Origin of the sequence: Cupriavidus basilensis (genome assembly GCF_008801925.2) — a bacterium.
Taxonomy (GTDB): Bacteria; Pseudomonadota; Gammaproteobacteria; order Burkholderiales; family Burkholderiaceae; genus Cupriavidus; species Cupriavidus basilensis.
The window spans coordinates 1,618,841-1,632,073 of the sequence record NZ_CP062804.1; the positions used below are offsets into that span (position 1 = coordinate 1,618,841).

Annotated in this window: 12 protein-coding genes; 6 read left to right on the forward strand and 6 right to left on the reverse strand. The window is 66.6% G+C overall.

Annotated features, from left to right (window positions below):
* Nucleotides 1-99 precede the first annotated feature (99 nt).
* The 6 genes from F7R26_RS28060 (at nucleotide 100) to F7R26_RS41520 (ending at nucleotide 5,732) form a co-directional block, all read left to right on the forward strand.
* Complete coding sequence (locus F7R26_RS28060) at nucleotides 100-1,425, forward strand: hypothetical protein (RefSeq protein WP_150984567.1); 1,326 nt, start codon at nucleotides 100-102, stop codon at nucleotides 1,423-1,425.
* A gap of 350 nt (nucleotides 1,426-1,775) precedes the next feature.
* A complete protein-coding gene (locus F7R26_RS41635; RefSeq protein WP_338404734.1) occupies nucleotides 1,776-1,994 on the forward strand; it encodes an FCD domain-containing protein in 219 nt (72 codons plus the stop codon).
* A 216-nt stretch (nucleotides 1,995-2,210) separates the two neighbouring features.
* A complete protein-coding gene (locus F7R26_RS28070) occupies nucleotides 2,211-4,340 on the forward strand; it encodes a TonB-dependent siderophore receptor (protein WP_150984565.1) in 2,130 nt (709 codons plus the stop codon).
* A 142-nt stretch (nucleotides 4,341-4,482) separates the two neighbouring features.
* Nucleotides 4,483-4,941 carry a MarR family winged helix-turn-helix transcriptional regulator gene (locus F7R26_RS28075; protein WP_150984564.1) on the forward strand — a complete coding sequence of 153 codons (459 nt, stop codon included), beginning with the start codon at nucleotides 4,483-4,485 and terminating at the stop codon, nucleotides 4,939-4,941.
* A gap of 99 nt (nucleotides 4,942-5,040) precedes the next feature.
* Nucleotides 5,041-5,607: an isochorismatase family protein gene (locus F7R26_RS28080; protein WP_150984563.1), complete on the forward strand. Its 567-nt coding sequence runs from the start codon at nucleotides 5,041-5,043 to the stop codon at nucleotides 5,605-5,607.
* Nucleotides 5,604-5,732: a hypothetical protein gene (locus F7R26_RS41520; protein ID WP_277820377.1), complete on the forward strand. Its 129-nt coding sequence runs from the start codon at nucleotides 5,604-5,606 to the stop codon at nucleotides 5,730-5,732. Before F7R26_RS28080 ends, F7R26_RS41520 begins: the two co-directional genes overlap by 4 nt.
* Nucleotides 5,733-5,740: 8 nt before the next feature.
* On the opposite strand, the gene F7R26_RS28085 is transcribed toward F7R26_RS41520, so the two are convergent.
* From F7R26_RS28085 to F7R26_RS28110, 6 genes are all read right to left on the reverse strand, one after another.
* Nucleotides 5,741-6,541, reverse strand: coding sequence for an IclR family transcriptional regulator (locus tag F7R26_RS28085; protein ID WP_193692259.1), 801 nt, complete (start codon nucleotides 6,539-6,541; stop codon nucleotides 5,741-5,743).
* Between the two features lie 94 nt (nucleotides 6,542-6,635).
* Entirely contained in the window at nucleotides 6,636-8,750 is a 2,115-nt protein-coding gene (locus tag F7R26_RS28090; protein ID WP_150984561.1) for an acetate--CoA ligase family protein, read from the reverse strand.
* Nucleotides 8,751-8,754: 4 nt separating this feature from the next.
* A complete protein-coding gene (locus tag F7R26_RS28095; protein ID WP_150984560.1) occupies nucleotides 8,755-9,555 on the reverse strand; it encodes an enoyl-CoA hydratase/isomerase family protein in 801 nt (266 codons plus the stop codon).
* Between the two features lie 84 nt (nucleotides 9,556-9,639).
* The gene (locus F7R26_RS28100; protein WP_416351369.1) at nucleotides 9,640-10,638 is read right to left on the reverse strand and encodes a tripartite tricarboxylate transporter substrate binding protein; all 999 of its coding nucleotides are present in this window, start codon (nucleotides 10,636-10,638) and stop codon (nucleotides 9,640-9,642) included.
* A 181-nt stretch (nucleotides 10,639-10,819) separates the two neighbouring features.
* Entirely contained in the window at nucleotides 10,820-11,548 is a 729-nt protein-coding gene (locus F7R26_RS28105) for a class I SAM-dependent methyltransferase (protein WP_150984559.1), read from the reverse strand.
* Between the two features lie 52 nt (nucleotides 11,549-11,600).
* Entirely contained in the window at nucleotides 11,601-13,226 is a 1,626-nt protein-coding gene (locus F7R26_RS28110; RefSeq protein ID WP_150984558.1) for a histidine kinase N-terminal 7TM domain-containing protein, read from the reverse strand.
* Nucleotides 13,227-13,233 lie beyond the last annotated feature (7 nt).

The window sequence follows — 13,233 nt, forward strand, 5'->3', positions numbered from 1 at the left end:
GCACGCACGGGACCGTATGCAAAGACGGCGCGCGCGGGCATGCACCAAAACAACAGGGGCGACGAGTCAGCAGACTAACGGACGGGGAAAGGGGCGCAGATGAAACTGGAACACTTGGCGAAGGCATGGGCGGCCGTGGCGGTCAGCGTTGTACTGGGCGCGTGCGGCGGGGATGGCGGAAACGACTCGGGGACCGGCACGGGCAGTGGTGGCGGTAACGGCGGCGCAGTGACGCCATCCACGCCGGAAACCCCCGTAACCCCGGGCAATCCGGAGACGCCGGCGATGCCACAGGCCGTGACGTACCTGGGCGTGATCAGCTTTGGCGACACGCTTGCCGTGACGCTCGATGCCCCAGTCGCGGGCCAGGTGCGGATCCGCTTCTCCGATTCGGCGTTTGGCCTGGCCGGTGCGGTGATCGGCCACTACGTCAAGAACGGCAGCGTCTACACGGTCAGCGCGCTCGAGGCTGACAGTGCCGAGCCGCCGCCGGCATTCGTAACCGCGCTGCTGGGCTCAGTGACCGCGTCGTTCACGGTGTCGGGCACCACACTGACGGGCGAGATCTCCGGCCTGCCGAAACAGCTCGGCGACGGCAAGCTGTCGGGTCAGGTCACAGCAAGCAGTGCCAGCACGCCGGTGCCGCCCGCTGAGGTGGCCGGCACCTACACGTTCCTGCGCGGGCAATCCACGTACTACACGAGGTCCGGAAACCTCCAGGTGCAGTACGGCATGGGCGGACAGATGCGCGTGGGTGCCGATGGCACCGTGCGGATGTGCCAGGCTGGCCCGTACAGCGACACCTGCAATATGGGCCTTGCCGGCACACTCGCGCTGGCGGACCAGACGCGCTACCCGGGCGCCTACACGCTGACGTTGGGGGGGAAGGTCTGGGGACAGGTGTTCCCACTGAGGACGAACGGCGTGACCTCGCTGTACCTCGACCACCTTCAACTCGATACCGGCGGCAACCGCGTCACGGGAACGGGCGTCTTCCGGCCCGCCCAGACGCTGACGGCGAGTCAGGTAGCCGGGCAATGGGTCTGCCGGCAGCCCGGCGTGTCATATGCCGCTGTCACGGGCATCGGCATCCGTGCCGCGCTGGATGGCTCGATGCAGCAGGAGACGCTGACCATCTCCGGCGCGGGTGCGGTCACCAGTGCCGGGACCGGGCAGGTTGCCTCGCTGGCGCTGAACGAAGCCAACAACCTGCTGGGCTTCTCATCCCCGACCACCATCCCAGGCACCATGTACGCGGACTGGATCGTGCCAGCGGTTCCGCCCAACACGATCACGGGCCTGCGCACGCAGGTGTTCATGCCGCTCGACGAAAATAGCATGGCCTACTACGCCGAGGTGAAAAGCAAGCCGACCGATCCGGTGAACTGGTCGTTCGTTGTGCAAGGGATGTGCCGGAAGGGTTAGGCGCGAGCTGTCACTGGTCCGGATGCGCTTCCGACGGCAACGGCGCCCCCCAACCGCCGGCCGGTTTCAGACGGCCGCGTGCTCGCGGCGGGGGCCGGGGCGGGATACGACATTTGAAGGCATTTTCTGTGTAAGAGCCAAATCAGAATGACCGCACTCCCATCTGGCTAAGCTCAAATGTCCGAGTTTGGCCAGCGCAAGCTTGACGGCTTCCAGCGCCATGGAGCCCGTCATGGGTGCCCATGTGGTTGGAAATTCTTCAGCGGCTCGGCAATGGGCACCTTCAGCGCACCACGAGCGGCGCGGAGCCGCTGCACCATTTCGAAACGGCCGCGCCATGAATGGCCTGCATGCACGCAGGCGTCACCGAAAAGATCCGCATCATCCGACGTCTGGACTTCACACAGCGGCCACGGATAGTGGCTACCTACGATGAGCATGCAGGCGTTCTGCAGGCGATCGTCGCGCGCGATTGCCCGGGTGCGCGCGGGACGCTGCGCGCTCATATCGCGTGCAGCCGGGATGTGGCACGCAACCCCACACTGCACCGGCTGGTGGAAGCGGCTTAGCCCCCAGCCCTGCTTGCCGGCATGTCGACCCTGTGGCATGGCGCCGCGGCTCCGGAAAATTTCACACAAGTGATGGAGAAGACCCTTATAATGCAACCCTGTTGCAATAAGAAGTCAATCACGTTGGCCCACCCGTTGGGACCGGCCGTCTCGCGTCGCGCCACTGCCGAATCCTCAACGCGCTACCCAGCACCAGCGCTTTCCTCTGATCCGAACATGCCGATACTTTTTGTCACTCCAGCCAGCCAACGACGACGCAGTCCCCTCGCCGCCCTGGCCGCCGCCACGGCGATCACCGCGCCGCTCGCCGATGCCGAGGAGGCGAGCGCGACGATGCTCCCCGAAGTCTCGGTGGTCAGCACCGCCGACAAGACCTACGCGCCTTCCTCCTCCACCGGCGCGACGCGCACCGAGGCCCCGCTGCGCGAGGTGCCGCAATCCGTGCGCGTGTTGCCGCGCGAGCTGCTCGACGATATTGGCGCCACGCGGCTGGACCAGACCTTCGACTACGCCAGCGGCGTGTCGCGCCAGAACAGCTTCGGCGGCCTGTGGGACAACTACGCGATACGCGGCTTCACCGGCAACGAGAACACTGGCGCTGGCTACCTCGTCAACGGCTTTGCCGCCAACCGCGGCTTCACCGCGCCGCGCGACGCAGCCACCATCGAACGCGTGGAGGTGCTCAAGGGCCCGACCTCCTCGCTGTACGGCAACAGTGAACCCGGCGGCAGCATCAACGTCATCACCAAGCAGCCACAGTTCAAGCCCAGCCAGACCTACGACATGGAGGTCAGCAGCCGTGATGGCTACCGCGCGTCGGCCGACGTCACCGGCGCCATCAGCGACAACGTGGCCGGGAGGCTGATCGCCGTGGGCGACCACGAAGGCAGCACGCGCGACTTCATCAACAGCAAGCGCTACCTTGTGGCGCCGTCGTTCACCTGGACCTTGGGCACTGACACCATCGTGCAGTACGCGGCCGAGTTCCAGCGCTACACCATCCCGCTGGACCGCGGCGTGGTGGCCATCAACGGGCAGTTGGGCGCCATACCGCGCTCGCGCTTCCTCGGCGAGCCAAACGACAGCGACATCCGCCTCGACAGCCAGTCGCACCAGTTGAGTGTTGAACATCAGTTCTCGCCGGACTGGAAGGGCCGCCTGGCCGCGGCCTACCGCGGCGGCAGCCTGGTGGGCTACTCCACCGAGGCCAGCGCGCTGTCCGCAGACCAGCGTACCCTGAGACGCCAGCGTCGCTATCGCGACTACCAGTCCGACGACGTCTCGCTGCAGGCCGACATGACCGGCAAGTTCACCACCGGCGCGATCGGCCACGAGCTGATCGTCGGCGTGGACGCCTACCGCTTCGGCAACACCCAGGTGCAACTGCGCAAGAACCCCAGCGCCAGCGCGCCCTATGCCATCGACATCTACAACCCGGTCTATGGGCAGACCCCGCCCACACTGGCAGCCAACACCGACACCTACGAGCGCCAGACCAATCTCGGCCTCTATGCCCAGGACCAGCTGCGGCTGGGCGAACGCTGGCGCCTGCTGGCCGGCGTGCGTTTCGATGCCTACAACCAGTCGCTGGACAACCGCCTTGCCGGCACCAGTGCCAGCCAGCATCAGAGCGCAGTCTCGCCGCGCATCGGCCTCACCTATCTGGCCAGCAACAACGTCTCGCTTTTCGCCAACGCCAGCCGCTCGTTCCGCCCCAATACCGGCACCGATTCCGCCGGCAACCCGTTTTCTCCAGAACACGGGCGGGCCGTCGAGGCCGGCGTGAAGCTCGACAGCGATGACCGCCGTCTCGGCGCCACACTGTCGGTCTTCGAGATCCGCAAGCGCAACGTGCTGACCACCGACCCGCTGGATCCCTCCTACTCGGTGGCCGCCGGCGAGGCGCGCAGCCGCGGGGTGGAACTCGACGCGTCCGGGCAGCTCGGCACGCATTGGCGCGTGACCGGCAACTTTGCCTATACCGACGCCGAAATCACCCAGGACAGCACGCTCGCCGCCGGCACGCCGCTGGTCAACATCCCGCGCACCAGCGCCAGCGTGATGGCGGTGTACGAGGATGCGGCCCCCATCGGCCAGCGCTACGGCGTGGGCGGCGGCATCCGCTATGTCGGCAAGCGCTCCGGCGACTCGCAGAACAGCTTCTCGCTGCCCGCCTACACGCTGGCCGACGTGCTGGGTTATTGGCAATACAGCAAGACGGTACGCGTGACGCTTAACGTCGACAACGTGTTCGACAAGACCTACTACGCCAGCTCCTATAGCAGCGTGTGGGTCATGCCCGGCGCCGGCCGTACTGTGCGCCTGGGCCTGCGGCTGAGCTACTGAGCCCTGTTCGCGCGCATGCAGACACGGAAGCGCTGGTGGACGATGACCTTGCTGGATCTCCCTGAGCGTCAATCATGACGGACCTGAGAAAAATAAGAAGGTTACCTTTGTAGTTTTCCTTCGCATCGACTATATTGGGGAGATGCATTCCAACCACAAGCAAGATGATCCGCAGGTTGCTCGCGCATCCGCGCTGGCAACCGATCTTCGTATCGTGATCGGCCAGTTGAGGCGCCGCCTGCGTGAAGAGGTGCATCCGGGCGATCTCACCTGGGCCCAGATGTCGGTTCTGGGCCGCCTGGAGCGCGACGGTCCGGCCACCGTGACAACCCTGGCGCGGGCCGAGGGTGTGCGGTCGCAGTCCATGGGCGCCACGGTTGCCGTCCTGGAAGCCGCCCGGCTGGTGAGCGGTGCGCCGGATCCGGTCGACGGGCGGCAGACCATTTTGTCGCTCACGGCTGACGCGAGGGAGATGATCCTGGCGACCCGGGCAGCGCGCGAAGACTGGCTGCTCCGTGCCATCCGGACAAAACTCGCGGCGACGGAGCAAGAGGAGCTTGCGGCCGGCATCGCCCTGCTCAAACGACTGGCCGACTCGTGACGAGGCTCTCTCAAGGTCCTGGCCAGCGCCCCACTCCGGACTTGCCGAAGTCCCTGCCGTAGTTCCGACCGTAGTCCCTGTCGACCGAGAGAAAACACCATGCCAGTCACCGTTCTTGATCCAAAGGCCGCTCTCGTTGTCATCGATCTGCAGCAGGGAATCGTCTCGCTTCCCGTTGTGCACCCGGTCGACGAAGTCGTGAAGCAGTCTGCGGCACTTGCCGCCGCGTTCCGCGGCCACGGCCTGCCAGTTGTGCTGGTCAACGTTGCCGGCGGCGCTCCCGGCCGTACCGAACAGGGACGCAGGCTTGGCGATCTTCCCGCCGGATGGGTCGATCTGGTGCCCGAGTTGAACCGGCAGCCGGCTGACCACACCGTGACAAAGCGGACCTGGGGAGCATTCACCAATACCGATCTTGAGGCGCAACTGAGAAAGCTGGGGGTGACGCAGGTGGTGCTTGCTGGCGTTGCGACCAGCATCGGCGTGGAGTCGACCGCGCGCCAAGCGTATGAGCTTGGGTTCAACGTTGCTCTCGCCGTCGATGCCATGACCGACATGAGCCTGGATGCGCACACGAACAGCATTGCGCGGATTTTCCCGAGGCTGGGGGAGACCGGCACAACCCGCGAGATCATCGATCTGCTCGAAAAGGGCGGTAGCCGGTGAGAGGCACCTTCCGTTCGCTCAACAACTTCAACTACCGGCTGGTGCTCACGCATCTGACGTACAAGAACGCAACGTTCGTGGGCGTGGTCATGGCGCTGCAGTTCGTGCTGAAGCCAAAGGCGTGAGCCGCCTGCTACACGGCCTCATCGCCCACCGCGCTGCGGATCTGCGCGGCAAGCTTCATCAGGTGTGGCTTGAGAATGCGTGCGGCGCTGGCCGGCGTTGCCTGCGTGGTGGTGCTGACGTTCAGCACGTGGATGGCGTAGCGCTTGAACACCAGCGGCGTGGAGAGCGCGACCACTTCCGGCTGCCAGCTCGCCATGCACCAGCCTTGCTTGCGCACCTGCCCGATGGCTTGCTCGATGTCTTGTGACAGTGCGGGCCAGTTAGCGCGCAGGCGCCTGCCGAAGCCGTCCAGCAAGGCCTTGGTTTCCTGCTCGGGGGCCGCGGCCAGGTAAGCGCGTCCCAGCGAGGTCAGCTCCATGGGCACACGCTGCCCGGTCACCACGCTGCGCAGCGAAACCTTGCGGCTATAACGGATGGATTCCAGGTAGACCATCTCGTCGCGGTCGGCCATGGCCAGCCCGACGTTGATGTGCTGGCTTTGCGCGAGCTCGCGCATCAACGGGGCTGCTGCCTGCAGCACGGCAGAGCCGGTGCGCATGGCGTGCGCCAGGCTCAGGACCGGCGGGCCAAGCCGGTAAGCGCGCAGCGTGGCGTCGTACAGGAGGAAGCCGGCCTCGACCAGGCTTTGCGTGAGTCGGCTGACGGTCGAGCGCGGCAGGCCGGTGCGTTCGGCCAGGTCGCCGTTGCCCAGCACTTCCGAGCCCGCACGAAACGCCCGGAGTATCTCCATGCCGCGCTCGAGCGAGCGATTGGCCGACGTGCTGCTCGCCCTGCCACGCGCCCGCGACAACGCCAGTTCGGGATCCAAGGTCATGCTCCAGGGTGGGGCTGATTTCCGACTGCCGGAATTGCAGTATCGGAGAGCATCACTATGCCAGACTCCCCTGCCCGGCTCACTGCCATCAGCCCGCCATCACAACCACGCCATCTGCCGCTAGCACGCCTTGCGATGCCGGCAGCACGAAGACCGGGTTGATCTCCGCCTCCACCAACTGCTCGCCCAGCGCGGCCGTCATGCCGGAAAACGCCACAATGGCATCGGCCAGCGCCGCAACGTCGGCCTTGGGCCGCCCGCGGAAGCCGTCCAGCAGCGGCCAGGTTTTCAGTTCCTGGATCATGCCAAGTGCTTCGTTGTGCGACAGCCCGCCGGCCGGCGGCAGCATGCGCATGGTGGTGTCCTTGAACAGCTCCGCGGTCACGCCGCCCATGCCCAGCAGGATCGCGGTGCCGAGCGCGTCGCGGTGCATGCCAAGGATCATCTCCACGCCGCCGGTGACCATCTCCTGGACGAGGAAGCGCTGGGGCACCACGCCGGTGTGCGCTCGCACGTCGTCGGCCATCGCCGACAGCCGCGCCGCTATGTCTTGCGGCGTCAGGTTGACGGCGACGCCGCCCACATCGCTCTTGTGCGTGATCTCGGCGCTGAGGATCTTAAGGACCACGCGGGCACCGAGGGCATCGGCGGCGTCGCTGGCTTCTTGCCCATTGCGTACGATGCGCTCGCGCACCGACGGGATGCCAAAGCGCGCGAAGAGCTGCTTTGCCGCTGCCTCATCCAGCGCGCCGTGCGGCAGCTCCCCTGTGATGCGGGCTGCCGCCGGGGCCGGGACGTCGGGCGTCTCGCGCCATTGCCCGGCACGCAGCATGGCGCTTAGCGCGGCTGTACAGCTTTCGGGCGCGCTGAATGCGGGCACGCCGCGCGCGGTCAGCAGGCTGGCCACCTGCGGCGCATGCGGGCTGACGAAGGCCACCACCGGCTTGTCGCTGGTGGGCAGGCATTCCTGGATCGCGCCGGCCATCAGGTCTGGCATGGCCAGGCCGGACGATCCGACGATGATGGCAACGGCGTCATAGCTCGGGCTATCCAGCAGCGCCCGGATTGCGCCGCGCAGCAGGTCCGGCTGCAGGCCTGCCAGGGTGACATCGATGGGGTTGCGATCCAGCGCCGCGTGATCGCCCTGCTGCAGCGCCCGCAGCCGTTGCGCGGTGGCTTCATCCGGCGCGGGCGTCTCGAAGCCGGACAAGCCGAGGCTGTCCGACACCAGCGTGCCGGCGCCGCCGGTCGAGGTCAGGATGGCCACCCGCTTGCCGCGCAGCGCCCTGCCGGTGGCGAGCGCGGCGGGCATGTCGAGCAGGTCCGCGAAGGTCTGCGCGCGGATCACGCCGGCTTGCCGGAACAGCGCGTCGTACATCCGGTCCGCGCCGGCCAGCGCGCCCGTGTGCGACACCGCGGCACGGGCCCCCGCCTCGGAGCGGCCGATCTTGAACGCGACCACCGGCTTGCCTGCCCTGGCCGCCTTCAGCGCGGCGGCGCGGAATCGGTCGGGATGGCGCACGCTTTCCACATACAGCGCAATCACGCGGGTGGCCTCATCATCCGCCAGGTAGTCGATGAAATCGGCCAGGTCGAGATCCACTTCGTTGCTGGTGGAAACCAGCTTGGAAAGCCCGATGCCACGCGCGGCGGCGCGAGAGAGCAAGGCGCCAAGGATGCCGCCGCTCTGCGAGACCACGCCGATGTTGCCGACGGGGAAATGATCCATCTCCAGCGCCCCGCTGGCGGAAAGCGGGATATTGTCGGTGAGGTTGACCAGGCCGATGGTGTTGGGGCCGAGCAGGCGCATGGCGCCGGCTGCCTCGATCAGCTCCGCCTGGCGGCGCGCGCCTTCGGCGCCCGTCTCCGAGTAGCCGCTGGCCAGCACGATGGCGGCGCCGGTGCCGAGCGCGGCCAGTTCGCGCACGGCCAGGTGGGCGCGCTGCGCGCCCAGCAGGACGATGCCCACATCCGGCACTTCCGGCAACGCGTCGATATCCGCATAGCAGCGGATGCCGTCGATCTCGCCCACCTTCGGGTTGACCGGGTAGATGGCGCCGGCGAAGCCGTGTTTTTTCAGGTAAGCGACCGGGCGCCCGGCGGTCTTGGCCGCATCGGCGGATGCGCCGATGATGGCGACGCTGCGCGGCTTGACCAGGCGGGCGATGGCGGAGAGTGCGTTATCTGCGTTATCTGCTTCCATGGTGTCAGGCCTGTTCCTTTCCAGCCATCTTGGCCAGGAATGCCTGCACGGATTCCCGATGCTCGGCGCTGGTGTAGCAGATGCCCTGTGCCTGGCTGCCCTGTGCGAATACCTGCTCGGCCGGCAACTCGAAGGCCTGGTTCAGGATGGACTTGCCCAGCGCCAGGGCGGTTGCGGAGCCCTGGCTCAGCTCCGCCGCCCAGGCCCGGGCATTGGTCAACAACGCCTCCGGCTCGCTCACGCGATCCGCGATGCCCAGCTGGAGGGCTTCTGCGGCATCGACCTTGCGCCCGCTGAAGATCAGCTCCTTGGCCTTGGACAGCCCGGTGCGGCGAGGCAGGAAGTACATGCCGCCGCCGTCGGGGATCAGGCCACGATGGATGTACGACCAGGCGAAACTGGCGCTTTCCGAGGCCATCACAAAATCGCAGCTCATGGCCATATCGGCACCGAGCCCGGCGGCGGCGCCATTGACCGCGGCAATGGTGGGCTTGGGCATGTTGTGCAGCAGCGCCACGGTATGGTGTACCCGTTGCTGGCGCGACCAGCCGTTGAATGCAACCTCGCCCGCCGGCGCATCCATGCGCCGCTGCATGCCGGCCACATCGCCGCCTGCGCAGAAGCCTTTACCGTTGCCGGTGAGCACCAGCGCCCGAATGGCCTTGTCCTGCGTGACGTGCTCCAGGGCGGCGATCAGCTCGGTGCGCATGTCGTCGGTCATGGCGTTGCGCTTCTCAGGGCGGTTCAGCGTCAGCGTGGCGATCCCGGCGTCGACGTCGAGCGTGATCAGTGAAGTGGTGTTCATGGTGGGTCTCTTTACCTTGTGTTTTGTGTTTTGTGCTTGGTGTTCTCTGTATTGCGTGCCGATGCGCAATCAAGGGCTGCCGGACTACTCCGCGGTGATGTTGGCTTGCTTGACCACCCGGCTCCAGCGAACCTCCTCGGCGCGCACATAGCGGCCGAATTCCTCGGGCGTTCCCGCGCTGACTTCCAGGCCCTCGGTTTCGGCACGCTTGCGGAACGCCTCGGTCTGCACCGCTTTCCTGGCGGCGGCGTTCAGGCGTGCAATCACCGGGGCGGGCGTGCCTGCCGGCACGAACAGCCCGTACCAGCTTTCGGCCACGTAACCGGGCACGCCGCTTTCCGCGATGGTGGGCACCTTCGCCAGCACCGGGCTTGTCGAGCGCTTGGCCGTGGTCACCGCGATCGCGCGCAGCTTGCCGTTCTCAAGCAACGACCCGACTGCGGAGGCCGTGGCGAACATCACATCCACCTGGCCGCCCAGCAAGTCGGTGATGGCTGGGCCGGCGCCTCGGTAGGGAATGTGATTGAGGTCGACTTTGGCCAGTGACTTGAACAGTTCACCCGCGAGGTGCGCGGAGGTGCCAGGGCCCTGCGAGGCAAACGAGATTTTCCCTGGCTTGGCCTTGGCGGCAGCGATCAGGTCCTGCACCGTCTTGTAGGGGCTGTCCGGGCGAACCACCAGCACGTTGGGCGACTGGCCTACCAGCATCACCGGCGCAAATGCCTTGTCGGTGGCATAGGGCAGCTTGGCGTGGATGCTCGGGTTGACCGCGTGCGCAAACGTGGCCATTACCATGGTGTAGCCATCCGGCGTGCTCTTGGCCACCGTGTCGGAGCCGATGATGGTACCGCCACCCGGCTTGTTGTCGATGATCACCGGCTGGCCGAGATCCTGCGACATCGTCACGCCCATGGTCCTGGCGATCAGGTCGGTGCCACCGCCCGGGGCGAAGGGCACGACGAGGCGAATGGGCTTTTCCGGGAAGGCTGCGGCGTTGGCGGCTGGCGCCAGCGCGCCCGTGGCGGCAAGCGCAATGGCCAACGTGGCCAGCGCCCTGCTGAAGAGGGGGAATGATTTAGGCACTTGCGTCTCCGTCCGGGTTTCTTGACGGGACAGGCGCCATTTTTTGCCCTACCCGTCGCTTATCGATGAACCCAGATTAAGCGCAAATATGGTCGAATACAGCCCTGCATTTCCACGCAGTGGAATTGCGTTCGGGCCTCGGCGGGCTTGCTTGGGGCCAGTGTGGCCGCCCGCCCGGCCGCTACCGGCATCCCGAGACTACGGTCACGACCAGCGGCCGCGGCAACATGCCGAATGCGTCAAGATGACGTCCCACGTAGTCACGCAGCTCAGCCTCGATGGCGGCGTGGCGCGATGTCGGCACCTCTTCCCACAAGCGCATCGACCGTGCGTGCGCAACCGCATGGTCGATGGAGAGCGACTCCATCGTTTGGATCCGCTCTTCCCGGACCGCGTGAAAGCCGCCGGCGGCTAGCGTCCTGGCGGGCTGGTACTCGGCTTTGGGCCGCGCCTGGCTCAGGGCCACGTGGCGGCCGACGATGTCAACGATGGCCTCGCGAAAATCGCCCGCGTCGTTCTTGTTGACGACGACGAAGGCCGCGCCCGGCATCAATACGCGGCGTATGTTGCGCACCGATGCATCGTCCGAGAACCAGTGGAACGCGCCGAAGGCGGTAGCCCCGCCAAATGCCGCGTCGGCAAAATCCAGGCGATCGGCGCCCATTACGTGGTACGCGCCCGCCTGCCCCAGCCGGCGCGCCTCGTCGATCATGTCCGGGTCAACGTCGATCCCGACCGGGCGAAAACCGCACGCGGTCAGTTGCCGGGTGGCGATGCCCGTGCCGCATCCGATGTCGAGGATGGCTGGCGTTTGTGCTGCCGCCAAAATATCTGCGACCTTGTCCATCACAGCCGTGCTGTAGGACTGGCGTGCCTGGTTGTAGATGGCTGCGGATTCGCCGAATGACATGAGCGGGGTACTCCTGAGATGATGGCCGGTCAGGCCAATCCATGAAAGACGTTCAGCCCGGGTACACAGGCGACGCCACCGGGTCGTGCATCATGAAGCGGTCGCGGCCGTTGCGCTTGGCCTCGTACATGGCTGCGTCGGCCTTTTCTAGCAGGAACTCCAGCGACGGCGACGCCGGGATTTCACAAACTGCGCCAACGCTGATGGTGACGCACGGGTGCTCCGGCCAGCCGCCATGCGGCAGCGCCAGCGAGCGCACGGCATTGAGCAGGCGCAAGCCGATTTCCCTCGTCTCGGCGGGCGCGATCGCCGGCAGCACGATGACGAACTCTTCGCCGCCAACGCGGGCGCAGAAGTCGCCGGGGCCGTTGCGCATGGCTTCGCCGATGGCGGCGGCAATGCGGCGCAGGCATTCGTCGCCGTGCACGTGGCCGTGCAGATCGTTGTACTGCTTGAAGTAATCGACGTCGATGATCAGCAGGCCGACCGGAATGCCGCGCTCAAACGCGTCGGCGATCGCGGCGGCAGCCTCGCGCTGGAAGTAGCGCCGGTTGAGCGCGCCGGTGAGCGCATCGCGATACAGGTCCGCCTCGATGCGTGAGAGCTTTTCCTCGGTCTCGCCGAGCCGCACCGCCAGGCTGGAGTTTTCCACCGTCAACGCGTGCTCGCGCGAGCGAAAGCGCGTGACGTCGCGCAGGAAGACAATGGTCCCGACCGGCTGCCGGTGCAGGTTGCGCACCGTATCCACGGTGAGCTCGTACTCGACACGCGCCTGTGAAATCAGGTGCGAGCCGCCGCTGCCGGGTGCGCCGCCGCGGCTGGCGGCAATCGCGTCCCGCCAGGCAGGCGGAAAGGCGCTGCCCCGCTCCACCTCCACCAGCAGGCGCCGGGCGGCAGGGTTGAAGTCGACGATGATGTCGTTGGCATTCACGATCACGCAGCCCTCTTGCAAGGCATCGAAGACCCTGAGCCTGGCGTAGTGGCCAACGTCATCCAGGTGCCGGCGCAGCGCGCATACCCACACCAGCACCGCCGTCACCGCGAAGGTGGCGGGGGTCAGGTCACCGCCCAGCGGCCCCGTCCATCCGCGCAAGTACGCGATATTGGCCACCAGCGGCAACGCCAGGCCGCCCGCAAGCACCGCCCTTCCCCCGCGGGTCAGGCTGCTGCTTGGCACCCGGGCTGTCAGCAGGAAGTAAACGCTGATCAGCAACAGCAGGTAGGTGTAGGCCGCCACCGCGGCGTATCCCGGGCCATGGCCGAAGACGGCGCCCGGCGGCGCGCCCCCCGGCACCAGCCGGATCGATGTCCAGATCAGGTGATGCCGTTCGTTGGTAAAGACCAGGGCCAGCGTCACGATATTGATGACGATGGGCAGCGAGAGCAGAGACCAGGGGATGACGAATCTTGGCCGGCTGAGCTGGACCATGGCGCAGAGCCAGCCGATGGGCACGGCGACAATGCCGACATATTGCACCTTGGCCCACAAGATGCGGGTTTCCAGGTCGACGGAGTTCAACTCGAGCAGGCGGCCGCCGCTCCATAGCGCGCTCCCCAGGGCCAGCGCCAGGAAGGCCTTGACGATGGGATCGTCCCGCCGCGTCCAGGTGGCGACGGCAACCGTCAGGCTTCCGACGACCGCAAAGGTGAGGCAGAGGACAAGGGGGTACGAAGGCATTCGGCCG

Coding starts and splice junctions, on each gene's coding strand:
- F7R26_RS28060 (WP_150984567.1), top strand. CDS start 100: ATGAAACTGGAACACTTGGCGAAGGCATGGGCGGCCGTGGCGGTCAGC.
- F7R26_RS41635 (WP_338404734.1), top strand. CDS start 1,776: ATGCACGCAGGCGTCACCGAAAAGATCCGCATCATCCGACGTCTGGAC.
- F7R26_RS28070 (WP_150984565.1), top strand. CDS start 2,211: ATGCCGATACTTTTTGTCACTCCAGCCAGCCAACGACGACGCAGTCCC.
- F7R26_RS28075 (WP_150984564.1), top strand. CDS start 4,483: ATGCATTCCAACCACAAGCAAGATGATCCGCAGGTTGCTCGCGCATCC.
- F7R26_RS28080 (WP_150984563.1), top strand. CDS start 5,041: ATGCCAGTCACCGTTCTTGATCCAAAGGCCGCTCTCGTTGTCATCGAT.
- F7R26_RS28090 (WP_150984561.1), bottom strand. CDS start 8,750: ATGGAAGCAGATAACGCAGATAACGCACTCTCCGCCATCGCCCGCCTG.
- F7R26_RS28095 (WP_150984560.1), bottom strand. CDS start 9,555: ATGAACACCACTTCACTGATCACGCTCGACGTCGACGCCGGGATCGCC.
- F7R26_RS28105 (WP_150984559.1), bottom strand. CDS start 11,548: ATGTCATTCGGCGAATCCGCAGCCATCTACAACCAGGCACGCCAGTCC.
- F7R26_RS28110 (WP_150984558.1), bottom strand. CDS start 13,226: ATGCCTTCGTACCCCCTTGTCCTCTGCCTCACCTTTGCGGTCGTCGGA.